The sequence below is a fragment of the Microbacterium sp. NPDC089189 genome, assembly GCF_040685095.1.
Lineage (GTDB): Bacteria > Actinomycetota > Actinomycetes > Actinomycetales > Microbacteriaceae > Microbacterium.
Window position 1 is genome coordinate 41,039 of sequence record NZ_JBFBHG010000007.1, and the last position, 16,144, is coordinate 57,182.

Below are 16,144 nucleotides of genomic sequence, written 5' to 3' on the forward strand. Positions count from 1 at the left end.
GGCGCGGGGGTCTGATACTCTCGTCGCGTGCTGACCTGTCGTTGTTGTCGCTGAGTGATTCCGTGCGCCCTCTCGCGCACCCTCACCGACCGACCGACGATCGCTGCGACGGGTAGACCGCGCGGCACCTGACACAGGACACATCCATGCGTTACGCCCAGAGCGTCGCCGACCTCGTCGGCAACACCCCCCTCGTCCGCCTCCACTCCGTCACGGAGGGGATCGCCGCCACCGTGCTGGCGAAGGTCGAATACCTCAACCCCGGCGGCTCCGCCAAGGACCGCATCGCCCGCAACATCATCGACGCCGCCGAGCGCGACGGCCTGATCGGTCCCGGCGGCACGATCGTGGAGCCCACGAGCGGCAACACGGGCGTCGGCCTCGCCCTGGTCGCCCTGCAGCGCGGCTACCGCATGGTGTTCGTCGTGCCCGACAAGTTCGCCGGCGAGAAGGTGGCGGTGCTGAAGGCCTACGGCGCCGAGGTCGTCGTGACCCCGACCTCGGTCCCGCCCGAGCACCCGGACTCCTACTACAGCGTGTCCGACCGCCTCGCCCGCGAGATCCCCGGCGCGTTCAAGCCGAACCAGTTCGCCAACCTGAACGGCCCGCGCGGACACTTCGAGACCACGGGCCCCGAGATCTGGCGCGACACCGACGGCACCGTCACCCACTTCGTCGCCGGGATCGGCACGGGCGGCACCATCAGCGGAACCGGCCGCTACCTCAAGCAGGTCTCGGAGGGCGCCGTGCGCATCACCGGCGCCGACCCGATCGGCTCGATCTACGCCGGCGGTCCGCTGCACGGCTACGACGTCGAGGGCGTGGGCGAGGACTTCTACCCCGACACCTTCGACGCGAGCGTGGTCGACGCCTACGAGCGGGTCTCCGACGCCGAGTCGTTCGCGATGACGCGGCGCCTCGCCCGCGAGGAGGGCCTGCTGGTCGGCGGATCGAGCGGCATGGCCGTGGTCGCCGCCCTCCGGGTGGCCAAAGACCTCCCCGCGGACGCGACCGTCGTGGTCGTCCTCCCCGACTCCGGTCGCGGCTACCTCGCCAAGATCTTCGACGACGACTGGATGCGCGAGCGCGGCTACGACCTCGACGCCCCCGCATCCGCCCACCCGAACGACACCGCAGACCTCACCGACACCGCAGGAGCAGACCGATGACCGATTCCAGCCGCGGCTTCGACACCCTCGCCATCCACGCGGGGCAGGAGTTCGACCCCACCACCGGTGCCGTCATCCCCCCGATCCACCTCTCGTCGACCTACGCGCAGGACGGCATCGGCAACCTGCGCGGCGGGTACGAGTACGGCCGCAGCGGCAACCCCACGCGCACCGCGCTCGAGACGCAGCTCGCCGCGCTCGAGGGGGCCGCCCACGGCATCTCGTTCGCCTCGGGCCTGGCCGCCGAGGACGCGCTGCTGCGCGCGGTGCTGGTGCCGGGCGACGAGGTGCTGCTCGGCAGCGACGTCTACGGCGGCACGTACCGGCTCATCGCCCGCCTCCTCGGACCCTGGGGCGTCACCCTGCGGGTCGTCGACATGAGCGATCTGGATGCCGTCGCCGCCGCTCTCGCCGAGCGCCCGGCACGGATCCTCTGGGTCGAGACGCCGTCCAACCCGCAGCTCAAGATCAGCGACATCGCGGGCCTCGCGCGGCTCGGACACGAGTCCGGCGCGCTCGTCGTGGTCGACAACACGTTCGCCTCGCCCGCTCTGCAGCAGCCGCTCGCGCTCGGCGCGGATGTGGTCGTCCACTCCACGACCAAGTACCTCGGCGGCCACTCGGACGTCGTGGGCGGAGCGATCGTCACGAGCGACGACGCGCTGGCCGAGCAGGTGCGCTTCCTGCAGTTCGCCGGGGGAGCGGTCTCGGGGCCGCTCGACGCGTGGCTGACGACGCGCGGCATCAAGACCCTCGGCATCCGGATGCAGCGTCACAGCGAGAACGGCGAGGCGGTCGCCCGCTTCCTCGACGGCCACGAGAAGGTGGCCCGCGTCTACTACCCGGGCCTCGAATCCCACCCCGGTCACGCGCTCGCGGCGTCGCAGATGCGCGGGTTCGGCGGCATCGTCTCGCTCGACCTCGCCGACGGCGCCGCGGCCCGCCGCTTCGCCGAGTCGACGCGCCTGTTCACGCTCGCCGAGTCGCTCGGCGGGGTCGAGTCGCTCGTCAACTACCCGGACGCGATGACCCATGCCTCGGTGCGCGGCACCGAACTCGCCGTTCCGGTCGAGCTCGTGCGGCTCTCCGTCGGCATCGAGGACAGCGCCGACCTGATCGCCGACCTCGACGCCGCGCTCGCCGCCATCTGACACGCGCGTCCGCCTCATCCGCGATCGAGCGGAGGAGATCTGCCGGGCGGAGGACCCGATTCCCTGATCCGGTCCTTCGCTCGCTCGATCTCCTCCGCTCGTTCGGCGTATGTCGTGCACCCGCCCCGCCCCCCGCATCCGCACGCCGCCGCGCGCCCCGCATCCGCACGCCGCCGCGCGCCCCGCATCCGCACGCCGCCGCGCGCCCCGCACCCGCGCGCCCCGCGCCCTGCGCCGCGCGCCCGCATCCCGCACGCCTCATCCGCGATCGAGCGGAGGAGATCTGCCGGGCGGAGGACCCGAACCCGTGATCCGGTCCTCCGCTGGCTGGATCTCCTCCGCTCGGCGGCGTGGAAAGGAGCGGGGCGTGAAGCAGGAGCACGGCGCGGAAGGGAGCGGGGCGTGGAGCAGGAGCAGGAGCACCGCGCGGGATGAGCGAAGGTGAGCAGTTCCGCGTGAATCGGCTGGATCGGGGGAGACGAACTCGTACGGAATCGGTACAGTTGGTGCGCTGATTGGTCGTCCCGAAACGACCGGCTGGGGAGCCGATGCTGTGCAGTGCACGCGAACGGCCCGCGTCGCTGACCGCGCGGGCGCTGCTCGGTGTGCGCGGCGGGGTGGTCTCGTGACGCCGGCGAGGGCCTATGCGGAGCTGCGCGGCAGCCGGCCGCGACAGGTGCTGCGGATGGTGCGGCGGGTGTGGTGGAGCACGCTGTCGAGCGGCCGGTTCTTCACCGGCTGGACGGCGCTCATCTCGTTCGTCATCGCCACCACGCTGCTGGGCGCGTACGTCGGCATCGACGCACCGCGGGAGTACCTTCCGGCCATCGCGGTCTCGGCGCTCGGATGGGTCGTGCTCCTCCTCGCGATCCTCCCCGTCGCCTGGGGCGAGCGGCGGTTGCGGCGTCCGGCAGCGCGGGGTGCGCTCGTGCTCACCGCCCTGGTGGTGGCGGGCATCGCGCGGCCCCTCATCAACGACGGCCTGAGCGTGCTGCTCCTGCCCGACCCGACGGTCGGGGGCTGGCTCTCCCGCATCCTGACGAACGTCTTCACCTGGGTGCTCGTGCTCTCGCTGGTCGCCATGGCGACCGTCGGCTACTCCGCGACGCAGGATGCGGCCGGGCACCTGCGCGTCGCCCTGGCCAATCTCGGCGAGGCCGACCGGCGGGCCGAGAACTTCGCCCGCCGCTCGCGCTCCGCGATCGCGCTCGCCGTCGCGCGCCTGCGGGTGCTCCTGGTCGAGACGACGACCGGCGCGCCGACCTTCGACGACGTCCGCCGGTTCTCGGCGGCCGTGCGCACCGCCAGCCACGAGCTCGAGGATGCCGCCGCCGTGCCGTTGGCGGAGATCGGCGCCGGAACCGATCCGGTGCCCACCGGCGGCGCCGCCCGGCCGTTCCTCTCGCGGCTGCGCCCGCCGCCGCCGTTCACCGTGGCGTTCATCTACATCGTCGGGAGCCTGCCCTACACCCTGCAATCCGCTCCCCTGTATCTGGTGGTCGTCGCGGTGCTGCTCATGCTTGCGCTGGGGCTGGCCGGCGACCTGGCGACCCGCCGCATCGCCGCCCGCCGTCGGCCCGAGGTGCGCGGAGCCGTGCTCGTGGTGACCTGGATCATCGCGGGTGCCCTGTTCTCGGCGGCGGCGACGGCACTCCTGCCCGCGTCCTGGCCGGTGTCGCTCGTCCCGCTCGTCGCCATTCCGGGTGCGGCCGTCATCGCCGCGATGTCGACCGATGCGATCCGACGCTCGATCGTGCAGGCGCGAAAGCTCACCCACGCGCTCGCCGAGCAGACCGACGCCGTCGCCCGCCGTGCGGCGCGGTCGCGGAGCGCCCTGCGCGCGGCGGCGGACGGCCTGCACGGCGCTGTCCAGGGGCGGTGCGTCGTGTTCGCCGCCTCGATCGAGGACGCACCCGCGACATCCGACCAGGCGCACGCGTTCGCGGATGCGGTGGGCCAGGCCCTCGATGACATCGAGCTCGCTCCGCCGCCGGCGCTCGCCCGCGCGGCGGAGCTCGACGAACTGCTCGCTACCTGGGCGCACGTCCTCGAGATCTCGACGCGGATCACGCGGGATGCGCGCGACGCCCTCACCTGCGGCGACGTGGCGCGTCGGGTGGCGGATGTCGCCGCCGAGGGGTTCGTGAACGCCGTCAAGCACTCGGGCGCGCGCCAGGCGACGTTGGATGTCAGCCGCGACCCCGGCGGCGACGACCTGCGGGTCGAGGTGTGCTCGCGGGGTGTGCTCGCCCGCACGCTGACGCTCGACGCCGGTCGCGGGATCGCGCACCTGGGGCGTGACGCGCGCGTCGTCCAGCGCGGCGGCGACGTCGTGCTCGAGGCCCGGGTGCCGCTCGCCGACACGGTGCTCGCGACGGCGTGACGCGGCGTCGGTTCATCCCCGGCATCATGGAGCCATGACGCGTCGCCTCCTGCCCGCCGCGGCCGCCATGCTCGTCGCGGCGGCGATCCTGCTGACCGGATGCAGCGCGCCCGGCGACCAGGCGACCGCGTCGATCTCGTTGCCGCCCGCGGGGGCGGCGCCCGACTACCAGCTCGGCGGGGCGTACGACCCGGACCCCCGCGTGGGGATCGTCGCCCGGGATCGCACCGCCGAGCCCGCGCCGGACGTCTACTCCATCTGCTACCTCAACGGCTTCCAGACCCAGCCGGGCGAGCGCGGGGACTGGCCCGACGACCTCGTGCTGCGCGTCGACGGCGAGGACGTGATCGACCCGGACTGGCCCGACGAGGCGCTGCTCGACACGCGCGGCGCACAGAACCGCGCCGCCATCGCCGAGCGGATCACCGGCTTCATCGAGGACTGCGCCGCGGCCGGGTTCGACGCCGTCGAGTTCGACAACCTCGACACCGACACGCGATCGAGCGGCATGCTCGACGCCGACGACAACCTGGCGCTGGCCGCCACGCTCGTCGACGCCGCCCACGCCGTCGGGCTCGCCGCCGCGCAGAAGAACGCGGCCGAGGATGCCGCGCGCCTGCGGGCCGAGGCCGGCTTCGACTTCGCGGTGGTCGAGGAGTGCGCCGTGTTCGACGAGTGCGGTGCGTACGCCGACGTCTACGGAAAGAACGTGATCTCGATCGAGTACACGGATGCGCTGCCGCGACCGTTCGCCGACCTCTGCGCGGACGAGGCCTCGCCGGCGTCGCTCGTGCTGCGCGACCGCGACCTCACCACGCCCGGCGACCCGGCGTACGCGTTCGAGCTCTGCTGACCCGCGCGGGTCAGCGCCCGAACAGGTCGCCGAGCCCGGGCAGCTCGAACCCGTTCGACAGCTGCTCGCCGATGCCCGACACCTGCTCGCCCAGCCCCGATGCGTATTCGCCCGCACCGCCGGCGAGCCCCTCGACGCCGCCGGCGAAGCCCTCGACCCCGCCCGCGATCTGATCCAGGTCGATGCCCGACGCGATCTGATCGAAGTCGATGCCCATGCCCATCGCCTGCTCGAGCAGAGGCGCGGCGACGGCGCTCATGACGGCGCCGCCCGCGACGGCGGCGAGGACGCCGCCCACCGCACCCGCGGCTCCGATGCCCGCTCCGGCCAGGGCGCCGCGTCCGCCGCGGCCCCCGCCCGCCCGGGCGAGGAGCCCGCGGAGCACGCCGGGGCGCTGCGCCTCGGCGCGGGCTCCGGCACGGGCGAGGTCAGCCGGGTCGGCCGACCTCGGCTGCTCGTGCGCGGGCAGCTCGCTCTGCATCCGCGCCTGCACCTGCGCCCGCTGCGCGGGCGTCAGGCGGGCGAACGCCTCGCGGTGGACGAGCTCGACCTGGTGCGGGTCGGCCGTCTGCAGCAGATAGTCGTAGCGGGCGATGGCCTGCCGGTCGGCGGCGTTCGCAGCGCTGGCGGGCGGCGTGACGGACGAGCCGCCGCGCCCCCGTTCGTATGCTCCCTGACCGGGGACGTACCGATCGTTCGCGGGCCGCGCGGGAGGCGGCGTCGCGGGGACGCCGGCGCCCGGATGCGGACGGTCTGCGGTCTTGTCTCCCAGTGCCTTGGCGGCGAGTCCCAGGAGTCGGTTGAGCGCGCTCATGTCCTCTCCTCCTCGGGTCAGTGGGTGTCGGCGTCGTTCTCGGCGGCGGCGATGGGCTCGCCCTGAACCGTCTCGCGGTCCTTCTTGGCGGCGTCGCCGCGCGTCTTCACGAGGCTCGCGATCGTGGCGACCGCGATCGTCGCGCCGATGAAGAGCAGCGAGAACCAGATCGGGATCTCGGGCACCCACTCGACGTGCTCACCGCCGTTGATGAACGGCAGCTCGTTGACGTGCAGGGCGTGGAAGACGAGCTTCACACCGATGAAGGCGAGGATGACGGCCAGACCCTGCGCGAGGTAGACCAGGCGCTCGAGGAGCCCGCCGATGAGGAAGAACAGCTGGCGCAGACCCATGAGGGCGAACACGTTCGCCGTCAGCACGATGTACGGCTCGCTCGTGAGGCCGTAGATCGCGGGGATCGAGTCGAGCGCGAAGACCAGGTCGATGAAGCCGATGGCCACGATGCACAGCAGCATCGGGGTCACGAAGCGCTTGCCGCTCTTCTTCACGGTGAGCTTGTCGCCGTTGTACTCGTCGCTGACGGGCAGGATGCGGCGCACGAACCGCATGAAGGCGTTGTTGGCCGGGTCGCTGCCGTGATCGCCGCGCACCTGCTGCCAGGCGAGGAAGAAGAGCAGGGCGCCGAAGATGTAGAAGACCCACGAGAAGTTCTCGATGAGCGTCGCGCCGACGGCGATGAAGATACCGCGCATGATGAGCGCGATGACGATGCCGATCATCAGCACCTTCTGCTGGTACACCTTGGGCACCGCGAAGCCGGTCATGACGATCAGGAAGACGAAGAGGTTGTCGATCGACAACGCCTTCTCGGTGAGGTATCCGGCGAAGTACTCGCCGCTGAAGACCCAGCCCCAGCCGGGGATGAGGCCGATCACGACGCCGAACACCAGCGCGAGGCCGATGTAGAACGCCGACCAGAGGGCGGATTCGCGGATCGTGGGCGCGTGTGGCTTTCGTACGTGCACGAAGAACTCGAACACGAAGAAGATGACCGTCACGGCGATCGTGATGATCCAGACCAGGGGTGTGACCTGCATAGGAGTGCTCCAAAGGGTGTCGGCGTACAGCAGATGACGCCAAGGTCTCCTCCGCCCCGACACGAGGTCGGGACCGGCGGCCCGGGATCCGACGTTGAATCCGTACTGACGAGCCGACCGCAGACGGGAGTACTCCCCTTGCTGGATGACAGACTACGGCATCTGGAAGGCGCCGAGGACCGCATCGCGGTTACGTTCTTCGTATGTCGCATCCCTACGATCTGCGCACCCGGGCCCAGCTCGATCGCCCCGAGAGCCGCAAGTGGAGCCTGCACCCGGGAAGCATCGGCGCGTGGGTCGCCGAGATGGACTTCGGCACCGCGCCCGCGGTGACCGCCGCCCTGCAGCGGGCGGTGGCGGAGGAGACCCTGGGCTACCTGTCGCCGGCCCTGGCCGACCGGCTCGGACGTGCCACCGCCGGCTGGATGCAGCGCTCCTACGGATGGGACGTCGACCCGGCGCGCGTGCACCCGGTAGCCGATGTGATCGCGGCGCTCGGCGTGGCCGTCGACCACTACGCGCCCGAGGGGTCCGCCGTGATCGTCCCGACGCCGGCGTACATGCCGTTCCTCACCTACCTGCCGGCGATCGGTCATCCCGTCATCGAGGTGCCCGGCGTCATCGTGGAGGGGCGGTGGCAGCACGACCTCGAGGGCATCGACCGGGCGTTCGCGGCGGGCGCGCGGACCCTCGTGCTCTGCAACCCGCAGAACCCCACCGGCGCCGTCCTCGACCGCGCCGAGCTCGAGGCGATCGCCGCGGTCGTCGAACGGCACGGCGGGCGCGTGTTCGCCGACGAGATCCACGCGCCGGTGCGGTTCGACGGGCGCGCCCACATCCCCTACGCGTCGATCTCGGCCGCGACGGCGGCGCACACGATCACGGGCACGAGCGCGTCGAAGGCTTGGAACATCCCCGGGTTGAAAGCCGCGCAGCTCATCACCTCGAACGACGCCGACGAGGACCTCTACCGCCGGTTCGGCTTCTCGGTCGTGCACGGGGCGTCGACGCTGGGCGTCGTGGCCTCGACGGCGGCCTACGACGACGGCGCCGGCTGGCTGGACGACACGCTCGACTACATCGACGGCAACCGGCGGCTGCTCGCCGAGCTGCTCGCCGATCGGCTGCCCGAGGCGGGGTACACCCCGCCCGAGGGCACGTACCTCGGCTGGATCGATCTCACCGCGCTCGATCTCGATCCGTCGCCGGCCGCGTTCCTGCGCGAGCGGGCGGGCGTCGTCCTGACCGACGGCGCGCTCTGCGGCGCAGGCGCGGCGGGCCACGTGCGCATGGTGCTGGCGCTCCCTCGGCCGCTGCTGGTCGAGGCGGTCGACGCGATCGCGCGGGCGGTCCGCGGGCGCTGACGGTAGCGGGCGCCCGCGCTGGCGCGCCCGCGTGTGTCCGCGCGTGACCTCGGGTGACGGCACGCGACACCGGGTGACGGCAGGCGACGCGGGCCCGCGCGCGCCCGGCCGCACGCTGCGACGCTCGCTGGCATGACGTCCCCCACTCGGCTCCGGCCCACCTCCGTCCGCCGCGCCCTGCTGCCGGCCACCGCCGCCACGGCGGCGCTGCTCGTCGCCCTCACCGGGTGCGCCTCCGGCGCCGCGCAGCCCGCCGCCGACGCCGAACGGGTCGACGGCGGCACGATCGTGTACGCCCACCAGCAGGAGCCGTCGTGCATCTTCGGCGGCTGGATCGAGCAGGCCTACATCTCGTACCAGGTGCTCGACAGCCTCTTCTCGCTCGACGAGAACGGCGAGGTCGTGCCGTGGCTCGCCGAGGACTGGGCGGTGTCGGACGACGGCCTCACCTACACGATCACCCTCAAGAGCGGGGTGAGCTTCACCGACGGGACGCCGGTCGACGCGCAGGCGGTGGCCGACAACTTCGAGTACTGGGTGAACGGCGGCAACAGCACCGCGGCGGTCTGGCTCGGCGGGTACTACGAGTCCGCCGAGGCGGTCGACGACGTCACCCTCGCGGTGCACCTGTCGCGCCCCTACGCGCGGTTCGTCGAGAACCTCACGCAGGGCTACTTCGGCATCCAATCCGCCGAGGCCCTCGCCACCCGCACCGACGAGGAGAACTGCGAGGCGCCGATCGGATCGGGTGCGTTCACCGTCGAGGAGTGGAACCGCGGCCAGAACGTCATCCTCGCCCGCAACGACGACTACACCTCGTGGCCCGCCAACGCCCGGCACACCGGCCCCGCCTATGTCGAGAAGGTCGACTGGCGCTTCGTCTCCGATCCGACGACCCGGGTCGCCGCCCTGCAGTCGGGCGAGGCGAACGCGATCTACGACGTGCCCGCGACCTCCTGGCAGACGCTGGATGACGAGGGCTACACGCTCGAGAAGTACGTCACGGCCGGCCGGCCGCAGCAGATCTCGTTCAACACGGTCGAGGGTCCGTTCGTGGACGAGAACGTGCGGAAGGCGTTCGTGTACGCGCTCGATCGCGAGAGCATCGTCGACACGATCGGGCAGGGCGTCATCCCCTACGAGGGCAACGGCGCGGTCAGCCGCACGACCCCCGCCTACAGCGAGGACGCGGCGAACCGGTACGACTACGACCCCGACCAGTCGGCGGAGCTGCTGGACGCCGCCGGTTGGGACGAGGTCGGTGACGACGGGTACCGCCGCAAGGACGGCGAGATCCTCGAGGTGCTGCTGCCGTACGGCGCCGGATCCATCATCAACACCGACGGGGCATCGATCCTCCAGGGCGTGCAGGAGCAGGCCAAGGCCGCCGGGTTCAAGGTCGACCTGCTGCCGCTCAGCCAGGCCGAGCTCTGGGGCGGCGGGTACAGCACCCCCGACAGCTACGACCTCTCGGTCGGGTACTGGACCGCGATCAACGCCGGCATCCTGTACATCAACTGGCGTCCGAGCACCGAGGAGAGCCCCAACTTCTCCAACAGCGCCTTCTACAACGACCCCGAGCTGGAACGTCTCATCCTCGCGGCCAACGGCGAGGCCGACCCGGCGGCGCAGGACGCGCTGTACCGCGAGGCGCAGGACTACATCGCCGAGCACGCGACGTCGGTCGGTCTCTACGACCGGCTGAGCACGCTGGCGGTCAGCCCGTCGCTCAAGGACCTCTGGCAGGAGAACGCACAGGGGGGACCGACGTTCTATGACGCTTACCTCGTTCAGTGAGACGATCGCGGACGACGCGCGCGCGGACGAGTCCCGCGCCCGCGGCACCCGCACCCGTCGGCGGGCCACCCGCATCCTCGGAAGTCTCGTCAGCGCCGTCGTGGTGCTGTGGGGTGCGGCGACCGCCGCGTTCCTCGCGCAGCTCGCGCTGCCGGGAGACCGGGCGACCGCCATCCTCAACATCCGCACCGGCCAGGCGCAGCAGCGCACGGCCGAGGAGCTCGCCCCGATCATCCAGCAGTACGGTCTGCACGATCCCGTGATCGTGCAGTACCTGGGGTACCTCGGCGGGCTGCTGCGGGGAGACCTCGGCACCTCGTACCAGCAGTTCCGGCCGGTGTGGAACATCATCTCGGAGCAGCTGGGCGCCACCCTCGTGCTCACCCTCAGCGGCATCGCGCTCGCCTGGGTGCTCATGACGGTCTGGGTGGTGCTGACCGCGGGGCGGGCGCCCCGCATCCGGGCCCTGGGCTCCGCCGTCGACACCGCGGTGGCGGGAATGCCTCCCTACTGGCTGGGGATCCTGCTGCTGCTCGTGTTCGCGCTGCAGCTGCGGTGGTTCCCGGTGATGGGCGGCACCGGCATCGCGGGCCTCGTCCTGCCGGCGCTGACCCTGGCGATCCCGCTCGCGGGGTTCATGGGGCAGGCCACCCGCACCGAGTTCGAGCGGGCCCTCGAGCAGCCCTTCGTCCTGAGCGCGCGGATGAGGGGGATGGGCGACCTCGCGATCCGGCTGCGCCACGTGCTGCGGCACGCCTCCATCCCGGCGATCACGCTCACCGGATGGGCGCTGGGCGCCACGATCTCGGGCGCGGTGATCGTGGAGTCGATCTTCTCCCGCCCCGGCATCGGCGACACGCTCGTGACCGCCGTGAGCACGCAGGACCTGCCCGTCGTCACGGGGATCGTGGTGCTCGTGGCGCTCATCTACGTCGTCGCCAACGTGCTCGTCGACATCGCCTACTCGCTCATCGACCCGAGGATCACGACATGACCGCCGAGACCGTCGTCGGTGCGCGAGGGGCCGCCGGTCGGCGGCGCCTGCGCACCCTCCCGTGGGGGCTCGTGCTCTCGCTCGTGGTGCTCGCGCTGTTCCTGGTGGCGGCGTTCGCGCCCGCCGCCCTCGCGACGCACTCGCCGACCGGGCAGGATTTTGCGAACGCCCTCCGGCCGCCGTCGTGGCAGTTCTGGTTCGGCACCGACGAGGCCGGCCGCGACCTCTACAGCCGGGTCGTGTACGGCACCCGGGAGTCGCTGTCGATCGGTGTGGGAGCGGCCGGGCTCGCGCTCGTCCTCGCGATCGTCTTCGGCGCGGCCGCGGCGCTCGGCGGACGCGTGGTGTCGGCCGTGGTCGGACGCATCATCGAGGTGGCGTTCGCCTTCCCCATCCTGTTGTTCGCGCTGTTGCTCGTGGCGATCCTCGGCCCGTCGGCGGGCACCGCGATCCTGGCCGTCGGCCTCAGCACCGCGCCCGGCTACGCCCGCATGGTGCGCGGGCAGATCCTCTCGGCCAAGAACGCCGGCTACGTCGAGGCCGCGCGAGCACTCGGACACGGGCGGGGGCGGATCGTCCGCCAGCACATCCTGCCTAACGCCATGCGCCCGCTCATCGCCATCTTCACGATGTCGGTCGGGCAGTCGATCGTCTGGGCGTCGGGGCTGTCGTTCCTCGGGCTCGGCGTCGCCCCGCCCTCGTCCGAGTGGGGCGCCCTGCTCGACGCCGGGCGCGCGTACCTGCTGCAGGCGCCGTGGCTGACCTTCATCCCGGGACTGGTCATCCTCGTGCTCGCCCTCACCGCCACCACGGTCGGGCAGCACGTGCAGAACCGCCTCGAGAACGGGGAGTGACATGTCGTTGACCCAGGAACGTGTGGATGCCGTGGCCGCCGCCGAGCGCGAGGTCCGCCTCGCCGTCTCGGGCCTGCGGGTCGGCTTCGGCCGTCAGGGCGAGGTGCGGACGGTCGTGCAGGACGTGTCGTTCGACCTCCGGGCCGGCGAGTGCGTGGCGATCGTCGGCGAATCGGGCTCGGGCAAGAGCGTGACCGCCCGGACCCTCGTCGGCCTCACCGGTGCCGGTGCCGTGGTCGAGCGCGGCGACATCCGCCTCGGCGACGTCGACCTGCGTCGGCAGAGCGCGGCGGGATGGCGCCGCATCCGCGGACGGCGGATCGGCTTCATCCAGCAGGACGCCCTCGTCTCGCTCGATCCGCTCCGCCCCGTCGGGCGCGAGATCGAGGAGGCCCTGCGGCTGCACGGCTGGCGCGACCGCTCGGCCCGGCGACGGAAGGCCGTGGATCTGCTCGCGAGCGTCGACGTGCCCGCGCCCGAGCGTCGCGCCCGGCAGCGTCCCGGTGCGTTGTCGGGCGGTCTCCGCCAGCGCGCCCTCATCGCCTCGGCGATCGCACTCGATCCCGAGCTGGTCATCGCGGACGAGCCCACCACGGCGCTCGATGTCACGGTGCAGGCGCAGGTGCTGTCGCTCCTGGCCGACATGAAGGCCCGCGGGTCGGCGCTCGTTCTCATCAGCCACGACCTGTCGGTGGTCGCTCAGCTCGCCGACCAGATCCTGGTCATGAGCGGCGGCGAGGTCGTCGAGCAGGGTCCCGCAGCGCAGGTGCTGACGCATCCGGCGCACCCGTACACGCGCAGCCTCATCGCCGCCGTCCCCGGCGGTCACACCCGGGGGGAGCGGCTGGCGCCGCAGGTGCCCGCCCCGCCGAACCTGCATCTGCCGCGCGAGCGCGCGGAGGAGACGCCGGACCAGGCGCCGCACGAGGACGGCGCCGCGCCCGTGCTCGAGGCGACGCACCTCGTCAAGCACTTCACCGCGCCCGACGGGTCGCGCACCCGCGCCGTCGACGACGTGTCCTTCGTGCTGCGACGCGGCGAGACCCTCGGCATCGTGGGGGAGTCGGGCTCGGGCAAGAGCACCACGGCACGCCTCGCCCTCGCGCTCGACGAGGCGGATGCGGGCGAGGTGCGACTGCTCGGGCGGCCCTGGTCCGCGCTGCCCGAACGCCGCCGTCGCCCCGCCCGGTCGCGGATCGCGGTGGTCTACCAGGACCCGCTGAGCTCCTTCGACCCGCGGTGGAGCACGGAGCGGATCCTGCTCGATGCGATCCCGGCGGATGCGGGGCTCACCGCCCCCGAGCGCCGGGCCCGCGTGGGCGACCTGCTGGCCCAGGTGGCGCTGCCGCCCGAGGTGCGCCGGCGCTCGCCGCTGCGGCTGTCGGGCGGGCAGCGTCAGCGCATCGCGATCGCGCGCGCCCTCGCGTCGTCGCCGGAGATCATCGTGCTCGACGAGGCGGTGTCGGCGTTGGATGTGTCGGTGCAGGCGCAGATCCTCGACCTGTTGGTGAGCCTGCAGGACGACTACGGCCTCAGCTACCTCTTCATCTCGCACGACCTCGGCGTCATCCACCACATGAGCGATCACGTGCTGGTGATGAAGGACGGCGTGGTCGTGGAACAGGGCACGTCGGAGCAGATCTTCACGCGTCCCGCCGAGCCCTACACGCAGGAACTGGTGCGAGCGCTGCCCGCACTCGACACGCCCGCCCCCGACGCCCCCGGAGAGAACCGATGACCGAACCCGTCCGCCCCCTGCACTTCAACGCGTTCGTGATGAACACGAACTCCCACATCCAGCACGGGCACTGGCGTCGTCCGGATGCCGGGCAGGTCGACTTCGAGAACGTCGATCTGTGGATCTCGCTCGCGCAGCTGCTCGAGGAGGCGCGGTTCGACGCCATGTTCTTCGCCGACGTCACCGGCCTCTACGGCGACGCCGACGCGGACTTCGACGTCTACGCGCGGCACGGCCTGCAGATCCCGAGCAACGACCCGACCGTGCTGCTGGGGGCGCTCGCCGTCTCGACGCGCGAGATCGGTCTGGCGCTCACCTCGAACGTGGCCCAGAACCATCCGTTCAACTTCGCCCGCCAGGTCTCGACCCTCGACCACATCTCGCGGGGCCGGATCGCCTGGAACATCGTCACCGGCACGCAGGACAACGGCGCCCGCAACTTCGGGCTGCCCCAGCTCACCGATCACGCCGAGCGCTACCGGTGGGCCGAGGAGTACGTGGACGTGGCGTACAAGCTCTGGGAGGGCTCGTGGGATGAGGACGCCCTGCCCAAGGACCGCGAGCGCGGCGTGTACGCCGACCCGACGAAGATCCACAAGATCTACCACGAGGGCGAGCGCTACCGCGTGGAGGGCCCGCACCTCCCCGCCCCGTCGCCGCAGCGCACGCCCCTGCTCTTCCAGGCCGGCTCGTCGGCATCGGGCCGGGCCTTCGCCGCCGCCCACGCCGAGGCGACGTTCATCATCGCCCCGACCCCCGAGATCGCGCGCCGGCAGATCGAGGAGACGCGGGCGCTGGCCGTGGCCGCGGGGCGCCGGGCCGACGACATCAAGTTCTTCCAGGGGCTGAGCTTCATCATCGGCGACACCGAGGAGGAGGCGCACCGCAAGGCCGACGAGTACGCGCGGTACACGAGCGACGAGGGCTACCTCGCGCACTCGGCTCTGGTCGACAAGACCGGCCGGGTCTACCCGCCCGACACGCCCGTGAAGGACATCGACACCAACACGGCGCGCGGCTTCCTCAGCTGGGTCTCGCAGGCGGTCACCGATCGCGAGCCGACCGTCCGCGACATCGCCACGATCGGGCGGGGCCGCGCCCGCGTGGTCGGCACCCCCGAGCAGATCGCCGACCGCCTCCAGGAGTGGCAGGCCGCGGGGGTCGACGGCATCAACGTCATCAACTGGGTGCTGCCCGGCTCGTTCGAGGAGTTCGCCGAGAAGGTCCTGCCCGTGCTGCGCGAGCGCGGCCTCGCGCAGTCGGAGTACGCACCGGGTCCGCTGCGGCAGAAGCTGTTCGGCGCCCCGCGGTTGAACGAGCGTCATCCGGCCGCGCGGTACCGCGGCGCCTTCGCGACCGGCGCGAGCACGTGGGAGGAGGCCGCGGCGCTCGCCGCCGCGTCACAGCGCTGACACACGGGGCGGTTACGGTCGGAGGATGACCTCGTCGCCCACGGTGCCCGCGGCGCGTCCCGCGGTCTCGGGGCGCGAGCGCCGCATCGCCATGGTGCTGCTGGCGCTCTACCTGGTCGTCGCCGCGCTCATCGCCTTCTGGCCCGAGCCGGTCGACCGCGGCGCCGTCGGCCTGCTGCACCGCATCGAGACGATGTTCCCCTGGGCGACGTACGGGCGCATCGAGTTCAGTGCCAACATCGTGTACTTCGTGCCGTTCGGTTGGCTGCTGACGGTCGTGCTCGACCGCGCCCGGCTGCTCGTGCTGCCGATCGGCATCGCCGTCACCCTCACGATCGAGCTCATCCAGGGCGAGCTGCTCGCCGAGCGCACGGCGAGCATCATGGATGTGGTGGCCAACACCATCGGAACGGCGCTCGGCATGCTCGCCGCCGTGATCGTCTCGATGGTGCGCCGGCGCTGACGGGCGCCCGGGCGCGAGTAGACCACCCGTCGCGAGATGGCAAGCCCCCTTGCGGATGGGGCGGGCCGACCTACCGTGAGGACACCGCAGGCGG

The 16,144-nt window shown here is 72.1% G+C and carries 13 protein-coding genes; 11 read left to right on the forward strand and 2 right to left on the reverse strand.

Annotated elements, in window-relative coordinates; translation table 11 throughout:
- Positions 1 to 146 precede the first annotated feature (146 nt).
- The 4 genes from AB0N73_RS05690 (at position 147) to AB0N73_RS05705 (ending at position 5,556) form a co-directional block, all read left to right on the forward strand.
- On the forward strand, positions 147 to 1,169 hold the full coding sequence (locus tag AB0N73_RS05690) for a pyridoxal-phosphate dependent enzyme (protein WP_363561270.1): 1,023 nt from the start codon (positions 147 to 149) through the stop codon (positions 1,167 to 1,169).
- Positions 1,166 to 2,320 (forward strand): cystathionine gamma-synthase, encoded by a 1,155-nt coding sequence (locus AB0N73_RS05695; protein WP_363561272.1) that lies wholly within the window; start codon positions 1,166 to 1,168, stop codon positions 2,318 to 2,320. The genes AB0N73_RS05690 and AB0N73_RS05695 overlap by 4 nt, the downstream gene beginning before the upstream one ends.
- A 625-nt stretch (positions 2,321 to 2,945) precedes the next feature.
- The gene (locus AB0N73_RS05700; protein ID WP_363561274.1) at positions 2,946 to 4,703 is read left to right on the forward strand and encodes a hypothetical protein; all 1,758 of its coding nucleotides are present in this window, start codon (positions 2,946 to 2,948) and stop codon (positions 4,701 to 4,703) included.
- A 34-nt stretch (positions 4,704 to 4,737) separates the two neighbouring features.
- Complete coding sequence (locus tag AB0N73_RS05705; RefSeq protein WP_363561276.1) at positions 4,738 to 5,556, forward strand: endo alpha-1,4 polygalactosaminidase; 819 nt, start codon at positions 4,738 to 4,740, stop codon at positions 5,554 to 5,556.
- 10 nt (positions 5,557 to 5,566) lie between these two features.
- Here AB0N73_RS05705 and AB0N73_RS05710 read toward each other — a convergent pair whose 3' ends face one another.
- Positions 5,567 to 6,370, reverse strand: a complete 804-nt coding sequence (locus AB0N73_RS05710) for a cation-transporting ATPase (RefSeq protein WP_363561278.1) — start codon at positions 6,368 to 6,370, stop codon at positions 5,567 to 5,569.
- A gap of 17 nt (positions 6,371 to 6,387) precedes the next feature.
- On the reverse strand, positions 6,388 to 7,428 hold the full coding sequence (locus AB0N73_RS05715; protein WP_363561280.1) for a TerC family protein: 1,041 nt from the start codon (positions 7,426 to 7,428) through the stop codon (positions 6,388 to 6,390).
- Positions 7,429 to 7,631: 203 nt separating this feature from the next.
- On the opposite strand from AB0N73_RS05715, the gene AB0N73_RS05720 reads away from it, so the two are divergent.
- The 7 genes from AB0N73_RS05720 to AB0N73_RS05750 all read left to right on the forward strand — a co-directional run bounded on the left by AB0N73_RS05720 (position 7,632) and on the right by AB0N73_RS05750 (position 16,050).
- Positions 7,632 to 8,792 (forward strand): aminotransferase class I/II-fold pyridoxal phosphate-dependent enzyme, encoded by a 1,161-nt coding sequence (locus AB0N73_RS05720; RefSeq protein WP_363561282.1) that lies wholly within the window; start codon positions 7,632 to 7,634, stop codon positions 8,790 to 8,792.
- A 132-nt stretch (positions 8,793 to 8,924) separates the two neighbouring features.
- A complete protein-coding gene (locus AB0N73_RS05725; protein WP_363561284.1) occupies positions 8,925 to 10,589 on the forward strand; it encodes an ABC transporter substrate-binding protein in 1,665 nt (554 codons plus the stop codon).
- Positions 10,567 to 11,583 carry an ABC transporter permease gene (locus AB0N73_RS05730; protein WP_363561286.1) on the forward strand — a complete coding sequence of 339 codons (1,017 nt, stop codon included), beginning with the start codon at positions 10,567 to 10,569 and terminating at the stop codon, positions 11,581 to 11,583. The genes AB0N73_RS05725 and AB0N73_RS05730 overlap by 23 nt, the downstream gene beginning before the upstream one ends.
- Positions 11,580 to 12,437, forward strand: a complete 858-nt coding sequence (locus AB0N73_RS05735; RefSeq protein WP_363561288.1) for an ABC transporter permease — start codon at positions 11,580 to 11,582, stop codon at positions 12,435 to 12,437. Before AB0N73_RS05730 ends, AB0N73_RS05735 begins: the two co-directional genes overlap by 4 nt.
- A gap of 1 nt (position 12,438) precedes the next feature.
- A complete protein-coding gene (locus AB0N73_RS05740; RefSeq protein WP_363561290.1) occupies positions 12,439 to 14,175 on the forward strand; it encodes an ABC transporter ATP-binding protein in 1,737 nt (578 codons plus the stop codon).
- On the forward strand, positions 14,172 to 15,587 hold the full coding sequence (locus AB0N73_RS05745; RefSeq protein WP_363561292.1) for an NtaA/DmoA family FMN-dependent monooxygenase: 1,416 nt from the start codon (positions 14,172 to 14,174) through the stop codon (positions 15,585 to 15,587). Before AB0N73_RS05740 ends, AB0N73_RS05745 begins: the two co-directional genes overlap by 4 nt.
- Positions 15,588 to 15,612: 25 nt before the next feature.
- Positions 15,613 to 16,050: a VanZ family protein gene (locus AB0N73_RS05750; RefSeq protein ID WP_363561294.1), complete on the forward strand. Its 438-nt coding sequence runs from the start codon at positions 15,613 to 15,615 to the stop codon at positions 16,048 to 16,050.
- Positions 16,051 to 16,144: the final 94 nt, after the last annotated feature.